The organism is Sphingorhabdus sp. SMR4y (assembly GCF_002218195.1).
GTDB lineage: Bacteria > Pseudomonadota > Alphaproteobacteria > Sphingomonadales > Sphingomonadaceae > Parasphingorhabdus.
In genome coordinates this window covers 3197933-3219232 of record NZ_CP022336.1, presented here as the reverse complement: position 1 = coordinate 3219232, position 21300 = coordinate 3197933, and the positions used below count along the sequence as shown (strand labels likewise).

The 21300-nt window shown below is 56.6% G+C and carries 20 protein-coding genes; 7 read left to right on the top strand and 13 right to left on the bottom strand.

Translation table 11 applies throughout. The features are described 5' to 3' along the window. Window positions 1-26 precede the first annotated feature (26 nt). The 6 genes from SPHFLASMR4Y_RS15540 to SPHFLASMR4Y_RS15515 all read right to left on the bottom strand — a co-directional run bounded on the left by SPHFLASMR4Y_RS15540 (window position 27) and on the right by SPHFLASMR4Y_RS15515 (window position 5178). Window positions 27-941 (bottom strand): sulfite exporter TauE/SafE family protein, encoded by a 915-nt coding sequence (locus tag SPHFLASMR4Y_RS15540; protein WP_089134360.1) that lies wholly within the window; start codon window positions 939-941, stop codon window positions 27-29. Between the two features lie 103 nt (window positions 942-1044). Then, the gene (locus SPHFLASMR4Y_RS15535; RefSeq protein ID WP_145955569.1) at window positions 1045-2166 is read right to left on the bottom strand and encodes a hypothetical protein; all 1122 of its coding nucleotides are present in this window, start codon (window positions 2164-2166) and stop codon (window positions 1045-1047) included. Window positions 2167-2170: 4 nt separating this feature from the next. Beyond that, window positions 2171-3598, bottom strand: a complete 1428-nt coding sequence (locus SPHFLASMR4Y_RS15530; RefSeq protein WP_089134358.1) for a glycosyl transferase family protein — start codon at window positions 3596-3598, stop codon at window positions 2171-2173. An 88-nt stretch (window positions 3599-3686) separates the two neighbouring features. Further along, the gene (locus SPHFLASMR4Y_RS15525) at window positions 3687-4130 is read right to left on the bottom strand and encodes a hypothetical protein (protein WP_145955568.1); all 444 of its coding nucleotides are present in this window, start codon (window positions 4128-4130) and stop codon (window positions 3687-3689) included. Between the two features lie 62 nt (window positions 4131-4192). Then, complete coding sequence (locus tag SPHFLASMR4Y_RS15520; protein ID WP_222102937.1) at window positions 4193-4555, bottom strand: hypothetical protein; 363 nt, start codon at window positions 4553-4555, stop codon at window positions 4193-4195. An 86-nt stretch (window positions 4556-4641) separates the two neighbouring features. Further along, complete coding sequence (locus tag SPHFLASMR4Y_RS15515) at window positions 4642-5178, bottom strand: helix-turn-helix domain-containing protein (RefSeq protein ID WP_089134356.1); 537 nt, start codon at window positions 5176-5178, stop codon at window positions 4642-4644. Between the two features lie 321 nt (window positions 5179-5499). Here SPHFLASMR4Y_RS15515 and SPHFLASMR4Y_RS15510 point away from each other — a divergent pair, with 321 nt between their 5' ends. Both SPHFLASMR4Y_RS15510 and SPHFLASMR4Y_RS15505 read left to right on the top strand, forming a co-directional pair. Continuing rightward, entirely contained in the window at window positions 5500-6918 is a 1419-nt protein-coding gene (locus tag SPHFLASMR4Y_RS15510; protein WP_089134355.1) for a spinster family MFS transporter, read from the top strand. A 6-nt stretch (window positions 6919-6924) separates the two neighbouring features. Continuing rightward, window positions 6925-7359 (top strand): acyl-CoA thioesterase, encoded by a 435-nt coding sequence (locus SPHFLASMR4Y_RS15505; RefSeq protein WP_089134354.1) that lies wholly within the window; start codon window positions 6925-6927, stop codon window positions 7357-7359. Window positions 7360-7449: 90 nt separating this feature from the next. Here SPHFLASMR4Y_RS15505 and SPHFLASMR4Y_RS15500 read toward each other — a convergent pair whose 3' ends face one another. The 4 genes from SPHFLASMR4Y_RS15500 to SPHFLASMR4Y_RS15485 all read right to left on the bottom strand — a co-directional run bounded on the left by SPHFLASMR4Y_RS15500 (window position 7450) and on the right by SPHFLASMR4Y_RS15485 (window position 11034). Next, window positions 7450-8283, bottom strand: coding sequence for a crotonase/enoyl-CoA hydratase family protein (locus SPHFLASMR4Y_RS15500; protein ID WP_089134353.1), 834 nt, complete (start codon window positions 8281-8283; stop codon window positions 7450-7452). 106 nt (window positions 8284-8389) lie between these two features. Beyond that, the gene (locus SPHFLASMR4Y_RS15495; protein ID WP_089134352.1) at window positions 8390-9013 is read right to left on the bottom strand and encodes a 2-hydroxychromene-2-carboxylate isomerase; all 624 of its coding nucleotides are present in this window, start codon (window positions 9011-9013) and stop codon (window positions 8390-8392) included. Window positions 9014-9089: 76 nt separating this feature from the next. Next, window positions 9090-9779, bottom strand: coding sequence for a glutathione binding-like protein (locus SPHFLASMR4Y_RS15490; protein WP_089134351.1), 690 nt, complete (start codon window positions 9777-9779; stop codon window positions 9090-9092). Between the two features lie 43 nt (window positions 9780-9822). Then, window positions 9823-11034: an LL-diaminopimelate aminotransferase gene (locus tag SPHFLASMR4Y_RS15485; protein WP_089134350.1), complete on the bottom strand. Its 1212-nt coding sequence runs from the start codon at window positions 11032-11034 to the stop codon at window positions 9823-9825. Window positions 11035-11296: 262 nt separating this feature from the next. Here SPHFLASMR4Y_RS15485 and SPHFLASMR4Y_RS15480 point away from each other — a divergent pair, with 262 nt between their 5' ends. Then, window positions 11297-13285 (top strand): alpha/beta hydrolase family protein, encoded by a 1989-nt coding sequence (locus SPHFLASMR4Y_RS15480; RefSeq protein WP_089134349.1) that lies wholly within the window; start codon window positions 11297-11299, stop codon window positions 13283-13285. 34 nt (window positions 13286-13319) lie between these two features. Here SPHFLASMR4Y_RS15480 and SPHFLASMR4Y_RS15475 read toward each other — a convergent pair whose 3' ends face one another. After that, window positions 13320-14954: an alkaline phosphatase D family protein gene (locus SPHFLASMR4Y_RS15475; RefSeq protein ID WP_089134348.1), complete on the bottom strand. Its 1635-nt coding sequence runs from the start codon at window positions 14952-14954 to the stop codon at window positions 13320-13322. A gap of 4 nt (window positions 14955-14958) precedes the next feature. Next, on the bottom strand, window positions 14959-16146 hold the full coding sequence (locus SPHFLASMR4Y_RS15470) for a DUF3667 domain-containing protein (RefSeq protein WP_089134936.1): 1188 nt from the start codon (window positions 16144-16146) through the stop codon (window positions 14959-14961). A 103-nt stretch (window positions 16147-16249) separates the two neighbouring features. Between SPHFLASMR4Y_RS15470 and SPHFLASMR4Y_RS15465 the strand changes: the two genes are divergently transcribed. The 4 genes from SPHFLASMR4Y_RS15465 (at window position 16250) to SPHFLASMR4Y_RS15450 (ending at window position 19448) form a co-directional block, all read left to right on the top strand. After that, window positions 16250-16699, top strand: coding sequence for an ExbD/TolR family protein (locus SPHFLASMR4Y_RS15465; protein WP_186265970.1), 450 nt, complete (start codon window positions 16250-16252; stop codon window positions 16697-16699). A gap of 34 nt (window positions 16700-16733) precedes the next feature. Next, on the top strand, window positions 16734-16943 hold the full coding sequence (locus tag SPHFLASMR4Y_RS15460; protein WP_145955567.1) for a hypothetical protein: 210 nt from the start codon (window positions 16734-16736) through the stop codon (window positions 16941-16943). A 109-nt stretch (window positions 16944-17052) separates the two neighbouring features. Continuing rightward, window positions 17053-17826, top strand: coding sequence for an SDR family oxidoreductase (locus tag SPHFLASMR4Y_RS15455; RefSeq protein WP_089134345.1), 774 nt, complete (start codon window positions 17053-17055; stop codon window positions 17824-17826). Between the two features lie 80 nt (window positions 17827-17906). After that, window positions 17907-19448, top strand: a complete 1542-nt coding sequence (locus tag SPHFLASMR4Y_RS15450) for a bifunctional GNAT family N-acetyltransferase/carbon-nitrogen hydrolase family protein (protein WP_089134344.1) — start codon at window positions 17907-17909, stop codon at window positions 19446-19448. A gap of 44 nt (window positions 19449-19492) precedes the next feature. On the opposite strand, the gene SPHFLASMR4Y_RS15445 is transcribed toward SPHFLASMR4Y_RS15450, so the two are convergent. Continuing rightward, the gene (locus SPHFLASMR4Y_RS15445) at window positions 19493-21229 is read right to left on the bottom strand and encodes an ABC transporter ATP-binding protein (RefSeq protein WP_089134343.1); all 1737 of its coding nucleotides are present in this window, start codon (window positions 21227-21229) and stop codon (window positions 19493-19495) included. Window positions 21230-21300: the final 71 nt, after the last annotated feature.

Genomic DNA, 21300 nt, shown 5'->3' with positions numbered 1-21300 from the left:
GCGACCCAGAAGGCGATGACACAGCGTCACAGGAGTTGCACCGTATAGATTTCGGCAGGCTGGAAACCGAGGCCCAGGGCCATGCGTATTGCGACCAGCAGTACCATGGAGGCCAGCGCCAGCCGCAAATATTCCGGCCGCATCCGTTGCGCGAATTTTGCGCCAAGCTGGGCACCGGTCACGCTGCCCAGCAGCAGCAGGGAGGCCAGAACGATATCAACCGCCCGCGTCGTCATGCTGTGCATCATGGTCGACGCGATAGTGACAAACAGTATCTGGAATAACGAGGTCCCGACCACCACCTGCGCGCCCATGCCCAACAGGTACAACATCGCCGGTACCATGATGAACCCGCCGCCGACACCCAGCAGCATCGTCAAAATACCGGTCAGCAAACCAAGGATGAAGGGAGCGATGGGTGAGATATACAGACCGGACCGGTAAAATCGCCACCGGAAGGGCAGGTTGGCAACCAGCGGGTGGTGCCGGCGCTTCCGGGCAGGCATCGGCTTGCCGGCGCGCAACGCGCGCACGCTTTGCAGAGATTCCTTGAACATCAGGCCACCGATGCTGGACAGCATGAGCACATATAGAACGTTGATCACGGTATCGATCTGCCCCCAGGTCTGCAAAATCTGGAACAGCCCGGTCCCGACTATGGTGCCGACAATACCACCGACCACCAGTATCGCGCCCATCCGAAAATCGACTCCCTTGCGGCGCATATGGGCAGCCACACCGGAAATGCTCGCTCCGGTAACCTGGGTGGATGCAGATGCCGCCGCGACCGTTGGCGGTATTCCGTAAAAGATCAGCAGCGGCGTGGTAAGGAACCCGCCGCCGACGCCGAACATCCCGGACAAAATACCAACCAGCCCGCCGAGAAGGACGATGACGAACGCATTTACCGATAGATTGGCGATTGGCAGATATATGTCCATATAGATATTGGACTAATCTCTTTTTGTGACGGGATAAAGGGCGTTGCTGCCTGCGCGGTACGAAATCAATCCGAACACCGGATAGCACCGGATCCCGGATCGCTCAAAAGCCGGACGAAAAGGTTATGGTTGCTCCACTTCCGGGCCGCGCATTGCCGGCCACGCGGGTGCGCCAATCCAGGGCGAGACGCGCTGACAAAGTCCCGACAGGAACGGCAAGATCGATTCGCGGGCCGACATCGAGACGGTGGACATTGCGCTGCCCGCCGGCCCAGGCCCCCGGCCCCAGGGAGAGTTTCGCCACCCCGAGCGTCGCTATGGGGCGCTGCAAGGTCGCGGCTCCGTCAAAGAAATAGGTTTCATGCGGACCAAGAATATAGCCACCCTGCGCATATGTCTCGAGCACGAATTCTTCGGCGACCCGGTCCGGACCGTTGCCGCCGGTCACAAAAAAAGCCGTCCCCGAAGCATTGCCCCGGCCTATATCGAAACGCTGTTCAGCGTGCAGCGCGAAAGGAAGGTCCTGGACCGGCCGGATGCGAGTGCCCATCGCCATTTCCTGTTCGCTCCACGGATCGAGCGCCGCCGAAAAGCGTCCATATAACGACATTTCCGGTAACCGCCGGTCCAACAGCCGATAGGACAAGATCGCGCCGGCCTGACTGCCGCCATATTGGCCATTGGCTATTGATTGCCCGCCATCACTTTGAAACGCCCTTGCAGCGCCCGAATTCTGCCGCGCGAAAATCCAGAAATAGGCCGCGATCCTGTCGGGATGGTCTGGGACAGGCGGGATCAGGATCGGCGGATCCTTGCTAAGCCGAACGCGGAAGCCCGTGCCCGTTCGGGCAACCGAGGTCTGCAGGAAAAATCTGCGGACGTCTTCTGGGTCCTGCCATCGCCAGAACAAGCGATCCGGTACGAGTGTGGCCATATTTGCTGCTGTTGATACGCCGCTCGCATCATCCTGTACCATAGAGACGGACCGCAGGCCGGGGCCCTGTTTCTCCTGCAGCTGATTATCGGTCGAACTGGTCAAGGACCGGGCGAAGGCTGGTGACTTGGCGATTTCCCCGGCTTGTTGCACTGCGCTTACGGCCTCCCGCCCTGGCGGTCTCGAGACAATATGTGCCGAGCCATACCAAGAGAGGGCGCGCACCATTATCCAGATCACCGCCAGACCGGCCATCGCGCGGAGAGGCGCACCGGCGGTGGTCGCCAGCAAGGGATCAGCCTCCATCACCCGCAAAGGATTGCGGCCTGAGTTGCTGGACTTCTCCGGCATCGGGATAGAAATGGCTGGTTTTCTCCCACCGGGCGGGCTGACCGGCCAATTGACGGACATATTGGCTGAGGGCGCGCCAGACCGCCATGATGTTGATCAGATTGGCCACGATTGTCCGGGGTATCGACAAGAAGGCTTCGCGCAGACCGTATAACGAAAACACGAAGCAGAATTTCATCAGCAGCCGCCACATCAGAAACCCGAGATTGAGAAAGAGCAATATCGCCAGAGAGCGGGACATGGGCTCCGGACGATATATTCCGGTCAGTTCAGCGAGCAGCAATAGGCCCATCAATATGATGGCAATATAGGCGATGGCGATAATGATGGCGGCAAAACTGGCCTTGCGATCCCGCAGCCGCATCCAGTTCTCCCGCCAGCTGTTCTTCCAGCCCAGGCGGTCCCATCCGGACAGGGAAATGCCCGCCATCCACCGGCTTTTCTGGCGTATAGCATCTTCCAGTTTTTCCGGGAAGAATTCCTGCGTGGCTACCAGCTGGCCATATTGGTCCCGTAACCGGGCAAATATGCCGCGCGCCTCCCCGCCGGTCAGGTGGAGACCCAGCTCATAGTCTTCGGTCAGGCTTCCGGCGTCGAACGGTTTGCCATGGGTTCTGACCGACAGTTTCTGCAGGCCTTCCCTGGCGAAGGCGCAGCCGACACCAGCAGAAGGTATGGACGCGCCGAGCGCTTCCCGCAGCACCATTTGCTTGCCGTGGAGTTCGGCAAACTCATCGCCATAATGGCCGGCGATCCAGCGCGATCCTTTTGCCCGCCGGGGGATGACCGGCAATTGGATCAGTACGGCGCGTCCAATCAGATGTCTGAAAAGCCGCAAGGCCTCGGGATGCACAATATCCTCGGCATCGTGCAAGATGATTGCGGCATAATTTCTCTTTTCCTCGATCTCGTCACGACACAGGGCTTCCCAGAGATGATTGAGGCAATCCGCCTTTGTTGTCGGTCCGTTCTGCCGGCACATGACCAGCCGGATTTTCTCGCTGCCGGTGGCAGCGGCCGCCACGGCGGCAACCGTTTCGGAGTCATTGGGATAGCAGCCCACGTATATACGGTATCCGCTCCCGGTCCAGCGCTGCAGACAACATCGCAGCATTCCACCTATCACCGCCGCTTCTTTCCACGCCGGCACGAATATCGCCAGGCGGCGATCGGGTGACGGATTTTCGAGCGCTTCCACAGTCGCCCGTTCGTAGCGCGAATAGACGAACAATTTGCGTTTCAGGCGATGGAAGAGCCACAGGCCGTCGAACATCACATCGTCGACGGCCCCGACCAGAAAGGACAGGCTGGCGAACAGCAGCAATTCCTTCTGCAGGAAGTCAAGAAACGGAAAAATTTGGTCGCTTGCCATGAATATACTCCGGCTATTCGCAGAAGCGGGCCTCTGCGGGTCATTTTCTGGAATGCACAAGAAACAACTGGTTCGCTAAACGGTGGCGCTAGCCGGACCGCAATATGCGCTCCTTACGCGCAGGTTTATTTTCACGAGCTCCCACTGCCAGCGCCAACAGCATCGGGTAGGCCCAAAAGACGGATCCTGTGGCAAAGGCCCAGGGTTTGATCTGCGGTGCCACCAACATTGCGGCATGAATACTCACCGCGAGCAGATGAAAGGCAGTTGCCCAAATTGGCCAGAAGCGACTGGATTTTAAGGACAGCCAGCTTAAAGCCACGAGCGCAAGGATATCTATGGCGAATATTTCTACTTCGATATTAATCCATGGTGTTCCCAGAAAGCTACCGACGGCTAAAGACGATAGCGACCCAATCACCATAATTGCAGCACCGACATATTCCGAGTGAGCGCCTTTCCATACGGCATAACCACAGCAGACGAACAAAAATGAGTAGTATACATAGACCCAGAACGCGTCGGCGATCACCGCCCATCACCTGTGCCAAAAGCCAATCCAATCGTGCTTGTCACAATCAGGCTCGCAAGCATTTAGGCAGCATGGTCAGCCATATTGACTATTTTCTCCGCCTTCATCGGGCCAAAATATGTCGGCTTCATATCGCCGCTCCCCATGGCCATGGCCTGCAGTCCAATTTGATCGCGCGTTTCTGCGAGATGATTATGGCTCGAGACCAGATTTCCCCTGGCCTCGACCAATGCCGACAGGGTCGCAGCCGCCTGATCAATCGCGTTCTGGCCGACAACAGCCGAGAGTTTGGCTTGCGCCCGCGCAAGCGGCATATAGCCGGCAAGATCCGCCACTTTGCATATGGCATCGTCGATGGCCTGTTCCGCTGCAAATAGCCTGTTTGCCAAATTCTCGGCTGCTTCACGTCGTTGTTTCAGCATCATCGTTCCTTTCCTAAGGCTACAACATCACACGCGCACGGGTGTGAATTTGTCGACGTGCGAATGCGTCGGCCGGACCGGGGTATCATTTAGCCCTTCAACCGGGAGAGCGCTTCCAGTCCGGCGACAAGTCCGCCGAAAGACAAAGCGCCACCGATCGCAATGGCCAATATCCAGCCCAATCGCGCGACAACCGCCAGACGGTTTTCCTCGCCGCGAAATCGTGGAAGGGGAAGTGACCTGTACGAGACTTCGAATGGCTCCGAGGCCTGGACAACACTTCCGCTTTTCGCATCCGCACAATCATCCGTTGCGCCGGCTTTCCTATCCTGGCTTGTCCGGGATGACGGTTCCTGTTCCCCAATTTCTCCGGCAGGCTCAACCCGCGACGCTTGATATATCAACGGTTGATACGCCTGCTGCTGATCTTCAGCGGCGAACTTGCGCGCCGCCTCGAACCGGGACGGCACGTTCAGAATCCGCATGGCGGTGCGCAATCGCTGATCCACAGTGTGCGGTGAAATACCCAGTTCGCGTGCAATCTCCTTGGAATTGAGGTGCGCCAGCACAAGCCGCAGACAATCGCGCTGCCCGTCATTCAACCGGTCAATATTGCTTAGCGCCATTGCAAGGAAAACCTGTAGAATCGACCACAGGGAATTATGAAAACTACCAAAGTATCATGAAAGCCTGTTCGATATTGTTCCAACAAGTGCGAAATTGGCCACCTTTTTTCCACTGAGACCCCCTGATTTTTCAATTGGTGCCATGGTTTTCTCTATACCGGATAACAGATACTTGGATATTTTTGAAATATTAATGAAAACCGCTTCGCCATCCGGTCCCGGGGAAATGGTGCGAGGTCGCAGAACCGGCCGGGAATTGCAAAGTATGCTGGACTTGCCCGCGGCTTCAGGCCATCAATCAAAGAAAAAGATGGAGAGAGCATGAACGCTACACAGGCAGCGCCCCTGACCAACACCGGACTGGCATATCGATCCGATGGCTATCGCAATTATGTGATAATCTCGTTGATGCTTCTCTACACCCTGAATTTCATCGATCGCATATTGATCGGCGTCGTCGCCCAGCCGATCATTGAAGAATTCAAATTGCAGGATTGGCAGTTCGGCTTGCTGTCCGGTTTTGGCTTTGCCCTGATGTACACGGTGATGGGCATCCCGATCGCCCGGCTTGCAGAGCGGATGAACCGCGTCAAAATCATCGCCGCCAGCGTCATCCTGTGGTCGCTGATGACGGCATTGTGCGGGATTGCCGGCAGTTTCATTGCCTTGCTCGTCTTCCGTATCGGCGTCGGCATCGGCGAAGCGGGCCTGACGCCTGCGGCCAATTCGATCATTTCAGACTATTTCCCGCCACGCAGCCGCGCCCGGGCCATTGCAATATACACGATGGGAATCACGCTGGGCGGGGTGCTGGCCAATGCCTTTGGCGGACCGATCACGGAACTATTTTCCTGGCGGGAGGCCTTTATCGCACTGGGTGTGCCGGGTGTTATTTTCGGCCTCATTTTCCTGTTCACCGTTGAGGAGCCGCCGCGTGGCTATGCCGATCCGCCGACCGCGACCAAGCCGGAAAAAATGGGTATCGCGGAAACCATCAGGGAAGTGTCCGGCAAACGCAGCTTCTGGATCAATATGATCGCCGCCGCACTGGTCGCCTTTGTCGGCTATGGTGTCAGCAATTTCCAGGTCGCTTTCTTCCAGCGCGTGCACGAGATGTCGATTTCGGAAGTGACCCTGCAGATTGCCGTGCCACTGGGCCTGGCCGCATCTTTCGGCGCGTTCATCACCGGTTATCTGACCGAGAAAATGAGTGGTCGCTTTCCCAATGTCGTGGCCTGGTTGCCGGGTACGATGCTCATTGTCTGCGTTCCGCTATACTGGATCGGCTTCACCACCGACAGCGTGCCCTTTGCGTTGACGGCATTGCTGTTTGCTGCTGTTCTTCACTATGGCTATCTCGGCGCTCAATATACGATCTGCCAGGGCGTCGCGAGCCCGCAGTCGCGCGCCACCGCCGTCGCCCTGTTCCTGTTCATCGTCAATCTTATCGGCTACGGCTGCGGTCCGCTGGTCATGGGCATCGCCAGCGACTTGCTGATGAATGCCGATCTTGCAGCTTCGCAATTTGCAGCGGAATTGACCGGCCCGATCTGCAAAGGCAGGCCGGAAGACCTGATTGCAACCCTCGGCGCAGCAAAGGCCAGTGCCTGCCTCACGGCGAGCGCCGAAGGCTTACGCTGGTCGATGATCTATATCGTCGGCATATTCTTTGTCGCCGGCGGCCTCTATATCTTTGCCTGCAAGACCTTGCAGAAAGACCTTGTCGCGAAAATGAGTTAAGCCAACATGTCCCGTCCCCAATCCTGGCAGCTTGATCCTGCCAACTATCCCGTATCGCTGGTCACCCAGACCCGCTTTCAGGATATCGATCCCAACCGGCACCTCAACAATGTCGCCTTCGCCACGATGTTTGAAAATGCCCGTGTCCGGTTCAACAGGGCCCTGCGCCCCTGGGCCGACCGTCCGAAGAACGAACGCAGCATGGTCGCGGCGGTGACGATCAACTATCTGCGCGAAGGGCAATTTCCGGACGATGTCGAAATCAGTTCGGGTGTCAGCACGATCGGGCGCTCAAGCTATGTCATAGCGCAGGCGATGTTCCAGAACGGTCAGTGCATCGCCACCTGCGAGTCCGTGATTGTCTGCCGCACCGACGGCGAAGGCAAGCCGCTGCGGCAGGAAGTGGTCGATGCACTGGAGAAAATGCGAACGACTGGTTGAAAGTCATGCGAGGGCCTGCGGCTCGCACCGCGTTTCATGAGATGCCGACATCATCCGGAAAGGGCCTTCACCAAGCCCGGAGCGAAGGATTCAGGCGGCCTGGTCGGTAAAATTCGCCGCACGCTTCTGCATGAAGGCCATGACCGCTTCGATCTGATTGGGTGTCCGGGCAACCTTGTCCTGCCCCACCGATTCCATCATCAGAATCTCGTCTTCATCCATGTCGGGCAATTTGTTGATCAGCTCTTTGGCCAACTGGACGGCTTGCGGATGTTTGCCGGCAATCTCCGTGGCAATTTCCATCGCCTTTGCACGGGGATCATCGGACAAATGGGTGACAAAGCCCAGTTCTTTACCTTCCTCACCCGTAAATATCCGGTTCGTGTAGGTCAGCTCGCGCAGAACATCGTCGCGGACAAAGCTCCGCCATGTTGTGAAACTGCCCATGTCGGGGATCAGACCCCAGCGCATTTCCATGATCGACATTTTCGCATCCGGCGCAACCACGCGGATATCGGCAGCGCTGGCAAATTGCAGTCCACCCCCAATGCACGGACCGTGAATAGCGGCGATGACCGGAGCCTTCAGGCGCCGCCAGAGCAACACGATATGCTGGTATTTATTTGCATTGCCAAAGGTTCGCTCGGTCAGAGTGTTGGCCAGAGGGGATTTTTCGCCATCCCGGCTTTCCTCCGAAGCCGAAGCCGCGGATGCGGCGAAGCTGGCCATATCGAGACCGGCACAGAAGGCCTTGCCCTCGCCCGAGAGAACGATCGCACGAATATCGCCCATCGCGGCCAGTTTTTCACCCGCTTCGACAATCGCATCGATCTGCGCGGCATCGAGTGCATTCATCTTGTCCGGCCGGTTGAACCGGACGTCGGCGACATGGTCCTTGACGGTAATGGTGACGCGTTCTGACATATTTCATCCCTTGCTCTTCCCCGTCCGCTGCGCGCGAGATGGAGAAGCTTGATATTCCGACCGTGTTTCGACAGCGCTGTACACGGACGAAAATGAAGAATCGTGGTTATTGTGCGCCCTGTTTAATCGCCCAGTTAACCAGCGGCAACTGATCATTGCCAAAATACATTCTTTCCCCGTCGCCAAACGGCACGAAAATGCTCGGTGAGCCATAGGCACCGCGGGCGATTGCCTCGTCGGTATTGGCGCGCAGCCGGTCCTTGACTTCCTGCTCTTGGGACCGTGCAGCGAGAGCGGCGCCGTCCAGACCAGCTTCGTCGGCGATGGCGATCAGCACGGCCGGATCATCCAGATTGTGCTGTTCGTCATAATAAGCGGCGAACGCAGCGGTGGCGAACTTGTGCAGTGCGGCCTGGTCTGCCTCCAGCGCACAGCACAGTCGCATCGCATGGACAGACTTTACCGGATGATGTTCGCTCGGAAAATTCATCGGCAGTCCGGCCAGCTTTGCCCAGTCCTTGAGCACGCGGAAACTGTGAACGAATTTGCGGTTGTCGGGATTTTCCCGCGCCGCATAGACATCCTGATTGACCGCATTGAACACGCCGCCGACGAGAAACGGTTTCCAGACAATGGTCGCGCCATTTTCTTCGATGATCGGCTGGATATTGTGAAAAGCCAGACAGGTCCACGGAGAAGAGAGATCGAAGTAGAAATCCACTGTGGTCATATATCAGCATCCTTTGTCATTCGCCTGTACCGCGCCATATTCGCAACCCCGGCGAGCGAAACACTGCCGGCGGTTCTTATTCCTTCAATCCGAACAACGTCTTGCGGGCCTGCGCGTCATTCTGCGGATTGCGATTTATACGTTCGCGTCCAACCGCCATGCCGCGCCGCAAGCCGTCGCGCTGCTTCAGCACTTCGTACCAGCGTTTCACATGGGGAAACTCCTCGAGCGCGATTTCCTGCCGCTTGTAGGTCTGCACCCAGGGAAAGCAGGCCATGTCGGCGATGCTGTAGTCTTCGCCCGCGAGATAATCATTGGCTGCCAGCCGCCGGTCCATCACGCCGAACAGCCGCTGCACTTCCTTACGATAGCGCTCGGTGGCATATTCAATCCGGTCGGGCGCGTAGAGTTTGAAATGGCCATGTTGCCCCATCATCGGTCCCAGCCCGCCCATCTGCCACATCAGCCATTCGGTTGCCGCAATTTGCCCGCGCAAATCGTGCGGCAGAAATTGTTCCGCTTTATCTGCCAGATAAAGCAGGATCGCACCGGTCTCGAACACAGATACAGGCTCGCCGCCATCTGCCGGATCATGATCGACAATCGCCGGAATCCTGTTGTTCGGGCTGATCGCGAGAAAATCCGGTTCGAACTGCTCGCCCGCGCCGATATTCACCCATTTGACATTATAGTCGAGGCCGCATTCCTCGAGCATCACGGAGATTTTCCAACCATTGGGTGTCGGAGCAAAATAGAGATCAATCACGCGAACATGACCTGCTGATATTTACCGGTTCCCGCATGGCCCATCAGATTGCTTCGTTTTGCCCCGGCGTATTGACACCCATTTTCTGGAGATATTTCTTCACGTTGCGCGCCGCCTGGCGAATGCGTTGCTCATTCTCGACCATCGCGATGCGGACATAGCCTTCGCCGTCTTCGCCATAGCCGACGCCCGGAGCAACGGCGACACCGGCCTGAGTCAGCAACTGCTTGGAAAATTCGAGGCTGCCCATATGCGCCAGCTGCGGGGGCAATGGTGCCCAGGCGAACATCGAGGCGGCCGGAGCAGGAACCTCCCAGCCTGCCCGGCCAAAGCTCTCCACCAGCACATCGCGTCTTTTATGGTAAAGCTCGCGATTTTGGGCGACCTGATCCTGCGGCCCGTTGAGCGCCGCGCAGGCCGCAGCCTGGATCGGCGTGAAACTGCCATAGTCGATATAGCTTTTGACCCGGCTCAGCGCACTGATCAACGTCTGGTTGCCGACCGCAAAGCCGACCCGCCAGCCCGCCATCGAATAGGTCTTGCTGAGCGAGGTAAATTCGACCGCGACATCTTTTGCGCCCGGCACCTCCAGGATTGAAGGCGTCGGATTGCCATCATAATAGAGTTCGGAATAGGCCAGATCGGAGAGCAGCCAGACCTTGTTTTCCTTAGCCCAGGCCACCAGCCGCTCGTAGAAAGCGAGATCGACGACTTCCGCGGTCGGATTGGAAGGATAGTTGACCACCAGCAAGGTGGGCCGGGGAACAGTAAAGGCCATCGCCCGTTCCAGCGATTCCCAATAATGTTCGTCCGGCGTTGTCGGGACGCTGCGGATGGTCGCGCCGGCTATGATGAAACCGAAAGTATGGATCGGATAGCTCGGATTGGGCGCCAGAATACAGTCACCCGGTGCCGTGATGGCGGTGGCCAGACTGGCCAGTCCCTCTTTCGAGCCAAGCGTAACCACGACTTCCGTTTCGGGATCCAGATCCACGCCAAAACGGCGGCCGTAATAATTGGCCTGTGCCTTGCGCAGACCAGGAATTCCCTTGGATGCGGAATAGCCGTGCGCATCGGGCTTCTGCGCCACTTCGCACAGCTTGTCGATGACATGCTGCGGTGGCGGCAGGTCGGGATTGCCCATGCCGAGATCGATAATATCCTCACCGGCCGCTCGCGCCGCTGCCCGCATGTTATTGACTTCGGCAATCACATAGGGTGGCAGTCGCTTGATGCGGTAAAACTCTTCGGACATTATTGATCGTTTCTTGCGTTAAATATTACAGGGCCCCCGCTTTGCGTAATTTTCACGCGAATGTCGAGTGCTAGTCGGTGGGAATTGTGCGCAACGGACATGGCGTTGGACAAAGACAAAACCGCGTCACGGGAATGCAGCTTCCTCCCGAGCCAGCCCACCAACATATGTTTAACTATCAAGACTTTCAGTTTGCGGGTTTATTTCTGCGGCCCCCGTGATTATTCCAGAGATCCAGAGAATATCGCAGGGCGGGGGATGAATGAACAGAATGGGTGTAACTGGATTGCCTGTTGTTAAGGTGGTCAGAGCAATACTAATTTTCAGCCTTTTCACTTCACCGGCCCAGGCTCGGGATAATACTGCAACTGTCGGCCAGGCGGATAAAAAGCCTGTATCTGCCAATATTATCAAGACAGAAATTTTCGCGAAACCAGGCCATTTCGGTAATCCGAAAATATCTCCTGATGGTGAGCGCGTTGTATACCGGCAACAACTGGGCGGGAAGCCTTATCTCACCGCCGCCCGATTATACAGCGACACCAAGAAGCGAATAGCCATACCCGACAATGTCGACCTTCTCTGGTACCGCTGGGCGGGCAACCACAAGATATTGTTCAGCGTTTCTGCTGTCGTCGACACTTCGCGCGGCCAGCGGCGACATACCGGGCTATATGTTACGGATGTCAATAGTGGGGCGTCGATCACATTGGGTCGGAAAACTCAGGGATATGACGGGGACAATGTTCTCTATGTCGATCCGACGGGTACATATATCCTGCTTTCAATGCAGCGGTCCATTTACGATTATCCTGCCGTATATCGCATCGAGCTCGAGAATAATGAAATCACGCGAGTGATCCGTCGGCAATCACAGATTTGGACATGGATCGCCGATAATAGCGGCGTTGTCAGGATGGGCTTGAGCCAGATCGGCGGTACCTTGAAAATTCATTATCGCAGAGCGGCCGGGGAAAAATTCAGGCAGATCGGAAAAATAAAGGAGAAGGACGATCTGGAAGAAGCCTTGCTCGATATCTCCCATATCGTCTCTGAAGCCGACGAAGGCTATGTTCTTTCCAACAAAAAAACGGGTCGTTTCGCGCTGTACAAATTCAACTATCTGACCCGGGAAGTTGGGGAAATGGTTTTCGGCCATGACGAAAATGATATCACCGGATTCAATCTCAACGATAGCGGGACCGCGCTGGAATCGGTCTATTTCACGGATTCCCGAGACCGGATAAAATGGTTCGATGCCGATCTTGCCGAGCATCAGCGAAAACTCGACAAGGCTTTGCCGGGACAGGAAGCGTGGATCCAGTCCAAAAGCCGCGACGGCAAACGCATGATCGTCTATGTGACGTCTTCCACCGATCCGGGCAGCTATTATCTCTACGAACCCGAGCTCAAGAAGCTCGCATGGTTTGCCAGCCTGAACGACAAGCTGGACACCGAGAAACTGGCAAGAACGGAATATGTGAAATATGATGCCCGTGACGGCACCACGATTCCGGCCTATCTCACGCTGCCAAAAAACCGTCCCGCCGAGAATTTGCCGCTTGTCATCCTCCCGCACGGTGGTCCTTTCGGCGTTCGGGACACACTGGATTACAACACCGAAGCACAGTTTCTTGCCAATCGCGGATATGCAGTGTTGCAACCCAATTATCGGGGTTCCGACAGCTATGGGGAGGCTTTCTACAAAAAAGGCTCGGGAGAAATCGGTCGCGCGATGCAGGACGATCTCGACGACGGGATGGATTGGCTGGTTGGCCGCGGCATGGTTGATCCGGACCGGGTATGCATCGTCGGGGGCTCCTATGGAGGTTACGCGGCCCTATGGGGCGTCACGCGAAATCCCGAGCGCTATCGCTGCGCTGCCAGTTTCGCCGGGGTTACAGACTGGGACAAACAGCTCAGTTATGATGGTCGCTTTTTGAGAAGCCGGTATGAAAGGGAATGGCAAGACGAAATACGCGGAGATGAAGAATTTGATCTCGACACGGTTTCCCCTGCCCGGCTCGTTGCGCAACTGGAGCGCCCGATCCTGCTCGCTCACGGAAAGAAAGACAGTACCGTCCCTTTCAGCCAGTTCAAATTTTATCGGTCAGAACTCGAGAAAGCCGGGAAAGACGCAGAATATATTGTTTACGAAAGCGAAGGACACGGCTTTTCGGATTCCGAAAACGAGAAGGACTGGCTGGATAAGCTGGAGGCCTTTCTGAACCGGCACAATCCGGCCTACTAGAACGGCCGGCCTACTAGAACGAACAGTCCGGGCTTCAGGACGCTATCGTGCGAGCCCCGCGGAGCACTGTCTGGCTTCTGCTTCCCCTCAACGCGATGGACTTCTTCCGGATCGTATCGAGGAAATGCCAGGTCGAAGTCGCTTGTTCGGGGGTCAGCGCCACGCTCATATAGCCGCGATGCTCGGTGTCGGCCCATTGCAGATGCTCGTTGGCACCAACCACAGCCTTGGCCACCAGATCAGGATTCACGCCTTTGGTATAGGCTTCGAAGCCTGGCGAACTGACGCTATGTCCGGCAAATTCCACGCCAGCAGCGCCATCGGCCGTTTCGAGGTCGAATGCCCAGGCATTGTGACTGTCGCCCGACAGTACGATCAGATCGGCATCAGCCTGCTGCGCCGCGGCCAGCGAACGGGCGCGGGCCTGCGGATAGCCGTCCCAGCTGTCAAAGTTGATCGGCAGTCCGATTTGCGCGGCCAGCGCGCCCACCGCGACACGCGCCTGCGCGATCGGCGGCGCATCTTCCGGCACCCAGTTTTTGGCGTCCTGTGGCAGCACCAGTTCGCCCATCACGCACTGCTGTGACCAGACTTGCCACTTCGTGCCCGAGGCCTTGGATTTCAGCAAAGCATCCGCGAACCATTGTTCCTGGACTGTGCCCAGCATCGACCGTTCGGGGTCCTGCCAGACATCGTCACGAAAAGCCCTGAGCGCCGCTGCGACATCTTTCTGTCCCTTGATCGCCTCTGCCAGATCCACCGGCTTGTCGCGTCCGCCAATCCGGCTCTCGGTAAAGAACAGCGTCGCCAGGTCACCGATTTGATATTCCCGCCAGCGCGGGCTGCCAAACTCCATATCCCGAACCGGCATCCATTCTCGGTAGACACGTTCGGCCACGCGCTTGCGCACCTCCCAGTCGCCTTCGCCGGGATTGTGGTTCTGCGCGCCGTCCTTATAGGCATCATTGGTGAACTCGTGATCGTCCCATGACGGGATCATCGGCAACACCTGATGGATACGCTGCAGGTCGGGATCGCTGCGATAGGCGGCATAGCGCAGCCGGTAGTCGGCGAGCTGGACCATCTCGTGCGCGGGCTCGATTTTCCGGCCGGCCAGCGCTTCCTCCCGGGATGGATAGGTGCCGACCGGATATTCGTAGAGATAATCGCCGGTGTGAATGATCAGATCGAGATCATTGTTTTGCGCGGCATGGGCATAGGCGTTGAAATAGCCGAACGGCATGTTGGAACATCCGACAACGCCGATATTGAAATTCTGTACCGGCCCCTGCGGCAGGGTCCGCGTGCGACCAATGGCCGATTGGGAGCCGTCCGGCCCGACGAAACGGAAGAAATACCACCGGTCAGGACTGAGACCATCAACGACAATCTTGGCGGTAAAATCGCGCTCGGCTTTGGCCAGCACTTCCCCGACCATTCTGGCGCCGGTGAAATCGGCGTTATCCGATATTTCGGCAGTCAGCCTGGATTCTCCGCTACCGACATAGCGCGTCCACAGCAGCACCGATTCCTGTCCGGGCTCGCCGCTGGCAACGCCGTGGGTAAACCCCTTTCCGCCCATCAGCGATGCCGACGCCGGCACGCTGAGCCCGCCCAGGCCGAAAGTACCCAGGGCCATAAGCTGGCGACGGTCTATATTCATGGTCATGATTTTATCCCAAAATGCCTAGAGCGAGCAGAATAATGAAAAACAGCGTCAGACTGATGACAGTGAATATGAGGAGGAATGACACCCGGACCAGCGCTTCGGGACGGGACATCTCATAGGCATGCCTGAGCTGCCGGTAGATATGAAAGGGCGGGTAGATGAGCAGCATAGCCGCCCAGATCGATTCCGGCGCCCCGATTGCAGCCAATATCGCGCAAGCCACGAACAGCAGCGACATGAAAGCAATCGAGTAAGTCGCGAAAACCGCGTGGTCATAGAAATGATGACCGCGCCTGCCAATCAGTGCCAACCACACGAAAGGGATAGAGATCGGGATCAACAGCCAGGCAAATTTATATCCATTGGCTTTCAGCTTGTACAAAAGCAGCGACGGATTCTTGGTGGCACGCGCGATTCCGCTTTTCAGCGTCTTGCCAAACGCACTTTTTTCCAGATCCGTCCACAGCTCCAGCTGATTGCCGCTCTCGCTAGCCAGACTCTCTCCATCCGCCCCGGCTTCGGTGGCTGAAGCGGGGCCGTCATCTAGCGCAAAATTGCCGATAGCCGCCGTATCGTCTCCCAACCCGGCTTCCGGATAGGGGAGCTCGCTCATCGTCATGGTGGCCAGAACATTGCGGTTGCGCTTCAGGTCGAGAATCTGTTTCCGGACTTCGGCTTCTTCACTACCAGATGTCGATTCCAGTACTTTGAGCTTGTCCTGCAGCCGTTTTTCGATTTCCTGAGACTCCGCAGTAACCGCGGTGTTGAAACCGACATTTTCGCTGCCATCGCCTTCCGAAGAAAACGGATTTTCAATGAATGAAAAGACCGCGAACATCATGAATACCGAGAATAGGAATAACGCCATGGGAGAGATAAATTTGGCGCGCTCTCCCCGTACATAACGCCGCGTCAGGTCGCCCGGCTTCCAGACCAGCAATGGTAAGGTCCGCCAGAATTTTCCTTCAAAATGCAGGACACCATGCAATATATCATGCCAGAAGGCTCCGATTGACCGGTGGACGTGCAAGGACTGGCCACATTCCGTGCAATAGCGACTGGTCACAGCCGAATGGCAGTTAAGGCATGTACCACCCTTCCCCCTCGACGCATCGATGCCTTTGTCTTCCACCGCTTTGGCGATCAAGCCCCCTTCGACGGCGGTTCCCATGGCTTCCAGTTCTTCGGACATGAGAACCAGTTTTGGCTCATTCAAACCATAAGGCAAGCGACTTTTTGCAATCAGCCCGGCATTGTGATAGATGTTATATCATATCATAATGAGGAGAGATATCATGCGCAGCAGAAAGTCCCATCTCCGCCAGACAGGGCCCGCGGTTACCACGGACAAACCATTTGCGGACCTCAACATCACACCGCTGATCGATGTGCTGCTGGTTCTTCTGGTGATGATGATGCTCTCCATCCCTGCCGCAACGCACAAAGTCGAAGTGGACCTGCCAGCGGGAACTCTGGGAAGCAGGCCATCTGCAATCAATAAACTGTTCCTGAATTCGGCTGGCACGGCGATCTGGAACGGTATTCCGATGGATAGCGACCGGCTGCGCGGACGACTGGAAATGATGGCCAGAGACCCGGCGAAGCCACAGTTGCATTTTGAAAGCGACGCCCGCGCCCGATACGAACGATTTGATAATCTGGTGGCGATGATCAAAATGGCCGGTGTCGAACAAGTGGCTTTTATCGGCAATCAGCAGTTTGCACATTGGGACAACCGGGACTGAAACCATATATCACACTGGCGTTCCAGCAGTGAATATGGATAGCGGTACCACTGTCATCAACAATGCTGGCGGCAATCAGGCGGTCAATACGCAGTCGCCTTATCAGGGGCTTCGCTGGTGCGTCGCCACGGTCGGGATACATCCGTCGCGCAACTGGAATTTTGCCAGATTTTCTCTTCATCGCCCTAATGAAGGCGACTCTGGCAAATATCTCTGCCTTGCTGTTCAGCATCGCGATGTGTGACAATTCTATGGCTGTTGATTACATGGCCATGGCGGACAGGGCGATAGCCCGTATCGTCTAGCTTCAATGATAGTATACAGGGGCGAGCCGCTCCGCCATATTCCCCCCTATGAAACTGAAGCTTGAAAACAGGAACGTGCTGGTTACGGCCGGCAGCAAGGGTATCGGACTGGCCACTGCATTGGGATTTCACGCATGCGGGGCCAACGTCACCATCTGCGGCAGATCGCAGGAAGCGCTCGACGCGGCAGCCAGGAAAATGCCCGGCTGTCTGGCGCTGACCGGGGATGTCTCCCAGGCAGAAGATATCGAAAGGGTCGTTGCAGCGGCAGCCGCGAAATTCGGCGGAATCGACATCTTGGTCAACAATGCCGGGGGCCCGCCGCCCGGTCTTTTCGTCGATCTGTCGGACGATGACTGGGACAAGGCGGTGGAATTGACGCTTAAGTCCGTGGTCCGCGCGACCAGGCTGGTATTGCCCCATATGCACGCCCAAAAATGGGGCCGGATCATCAATATTTCTTCAACCGGTGTCAAACAGCCCGTCCCCGGCCTGACCCTGTCCAACAGCATCCGGATGGCCGTACTGGGTTGGGCCAAGACCCTCGCCAATCAGGTGGCGGCCGACAATGTGCTGGTCAACACCGTATGTCCGGGATTCACCCAGACCGATCGCATCGCCGAAATTTTCGCGAAACAGTCTGCCGAAACGGGCAAAAGCGTCGACGAAATTGCAGCCGGCCTGGCAGCGCAAATTCCGATGCAAAGGATCGGTCAGCCGGAAGAAATCGCCAATATGGCGGTTTTTCTTGGATCGGAAGCAGCAAGCTATATGACCGGCACCGCGATCCAGGTCGACGGCGGGTCTGTGCAAGGATTCTGAAACCAGGCTTTTTACCCGGTTGGCTGAACCGATTGACAACAATGGTTTCCCACCGTCGCAAAGCCCGCTAATGGGCCGTGATGACCGCAGAAAAACCAAAGCTCATCATCCGCATGGCGGAACTGGAAGATGCTCGCAAAATCTCCGCCCTTTCGCGCAAGGTTTACGGCAAGGGAGAAGGCTATACCGCCGAGGAAGTGCGCGGCCAGATCAACAATTTCGCCGACGGGCAGCTGGTGGCGGAATATGAAGGCAAGATCGTCGGCCATTGCGCGACTTTCCAGATTTCCGAGAAAACAGCGCGTGCTGCGCATAGCTGGGCGGAAATTACCGGCGGCGGTTTTGCTGCGCGGCACGATCCCAACGGCGAGATACTCTATGGCATGGAGGTCAGCGTCGATCCGGATTACCGGCGGCTGCGTATCGGCCTGCGCTTCTACAAGGTGCGCCGGGAGCTTTGCCAGCATCTCGGGCTGAAAGGCATCATCTTTGGCGGCCGCCTGCCCGGCTATGTCCGGCGAAAGCGCAAATATCCCGACCCGGCCGATTATCTGGCCGCCGTGGTCGACAAGCAGTTCCGCGATCCGGTGATCAATTTCCAGCTCAATCAGGGCTTTGTCCCGCTGGGGATTTTGAAGGATTATATGCCCAGCGACAAGGCATCTGGCGGCAATGCTGTACATATGTTCTGGGAGAACCCGCTGGCAGCCGAGGCCAAGCTGGTGACGCAGACACCGCATGACCGCCTGCCCCAATCGGTGCGGGTGGCGACGGTACAGTTCCAGATGCGAAAAATTGCCTCGCAGACCGATTTCGAAGAACAGGTCGAATATTTTGTCGATGTCGCCGCCGATTATGGCGCAGACTTTGTCACCTTTCCGGAATTGTTCACGCTGCAATTGCTCTCCCTCGAAGGGGAAAAACTGGAGCCGGCGCAGGCGATCGAGAAGATCGCCGAATATACCGAGCGGTTCAAGGAAGTGATGGAGAAACTGGCGGTTTCCTATCATATCAACATCATTGGCGGTTCCCATCCGACCCGCATGGACAACGGCGATATTCGCAATATTTCATACATATTCCTGCGTAATGGCGCGATCTACACACAGGACAAGCTGCACCCGACGCCGAGCGAGGTGCGCTGGTGGAACATCAAGGGCGGCTATGGTGCGGAAGCCATTCCGACCGACTGTGGTCCGATCGGCGTGATGATCTGTTATGACAGTGAATTCCCCGAATTGGCACGGCATCTGGTCGACCAGGGCGCAATGATCCTGTTCGTGCCCTTCTGCACCGATGAACGGCGCGGCTATTTGCGGGTGCGATATTGTTGCCAGGCGCGGGCAGTGGAAAACCAGTGCTACGTTGTGATGTCGGGCGTGGTCGGCAATCTGCCCAACGTCGAAAATATGGACATTCATTATGCCGAAAGCGCGATCCTGACCCCTTCGGATTTCCCGTTCGCCCGCGATGGCGTGGCAGCCGACACTGCGCCCAATACGGAGACGATTGCGATTGCCGACCTGTCGATGACCAGCCTGCTGACCAGCCGGCAATCCGGCGCAGTGCAAAATCTCAAGGACCGTCGCTTCGACCTGTACCGCGTTCTCTGGAAAGGATAGGCTTTGTCAGCGCAACGTGCACAGGCGCGAAGACAGCTCCGTGTCTAGCCACCGGATCCCATGATATCGGCCCATTTTCCTGCCTGTTTGACCCGCCCGTCTTCCAGAATGATCAACTGGTCGGAATTTTCCAGCGTGGGCAGCCGGTGACCGATAACGACCACGGTTATATCGTCGTGCAGACTGTCAATTGTATCGCGGATACGGGCTTCATTGGCCAGATCAAGTGCGCTTGTGGCCTCGTCGAGAATGATCAGTTCCGGTTTCTGGATTATCGCCCTCGCCAGAGCAATTCGCTGCTTCTCGCCGCCCGACAGACGCTGCCCGGCATCGCCGACCACGGTATCCAGCTGCTCGGGAAGGTCGAAAACAAATTCTGCTGAAGCAAATTTTAGCGCCATTTTCAGCTCTTCGTCCGTGGCTTCATCGTCGGCCCAGAGAAGATTATTGCGGATCGTATCATGGAAGAGAAAAACATCCTGCGGCATATATGCGATGGATTTGCGCCATTTCAGCCGGTTTGTTTCGTCGAGCGGAACACCGTCTATCTCGATGCTGCCGGAGTCCGGAGACAAGAGCCCCATGATGAGGTCGGCCAGGGTTGATTTACCCGCCCCCGAAGCCCCCATGATCGCGGTGGTTTTTCTGCTCGGGATCTCGATGTCAACGTCACGGAGCGACGGTGCCCCGCGGGTCCGGTAGGCGAACGAGACACCGGACAGCTTGATGGATTTATTGAACCGGATCTTGTCACCGGGAATATCCGACAATGTCTCTTCCCGTGCCGCTCCAGCATCGCGCATCAAATTGGTGTAGTTTGACAGGACGGAATCGGAATGGAGAATATTGTTGATCTGTGTCTGGATTTCGCGGATCTGGGGGGACAGTCGCGAGAATATCAGGACCAGTATAAGCAGGGTGGGCAATGAAAGCTCGAACGTCGTGACACCGATATAGAGAAGCGTCACCATGAACAGCGCCACCAGTATCTGGAATATAACGCTCATCGCCGCATTCAAGTGGGTGAACTGCAATGACCGTTTCCGCAACAGGCTCCGTATTTCCAGCATCAGCTGACTCTGGCGATGTTCGCTTCGAAGAATCTTGATCAGCTTGATCCCCGCCAGTCCTTCCTCGATCGTTTGCTGCACTTGCCGGTTGGCGCCGCTCAACAGCTTTCCCTGATCATGGGCAAGCTTGTGCTGCCGCCGCATGGCAAAGAACAGACCGCCGCCCAGAAACATGGCAGCAAGCGTGAGCGGAAGCGAAAGGCTAAGCGCCACGATGATATACGCCGTGATCGAAAAAACCGACACAATGAAGCGCACAGAAAACATCAACGCGGTTCCCATCCGACTGATTTCGGTCACCAGCAGATTGGACATGTCGGATTTTTTCTGAGTAGTCAGCCATGCCCAGCGCGCTTCCAGCATCGCGTTAAAACTTTTTGTGCGAAGATCATCCAGCAACTCCAGCCGGAACCGCTCGGATACAATCGTCTGGCTGTAGCTTATGAATGCCCGCAAAACATTCAGGGCCAGAAAAGTGCTCAGGAGCCCGACAAGAGTGATCGGGATACCGACAAAAGCCAGGCCATCGATTATCATTCCGACGACACCGGAAGCTTCGGTCTCGGATTTCTGTAGCGCCGCCAAAAGCGGTACGAGAAGCACCAGCCCGATGCCTTGGGTCACGCTGGACAGAAGCAAAAGCGTGGCAAAAAGCAGCGACCGTGCCGGCGAAAATCGCCACATCATTTTCAGATAGGTCAGAATCAGCATGATAGTCGTTTAGTTGAAGTGCCAAACTAATCAATCGAAAGGCGTCTGCCATTTTACCAACCGCCCCAGTC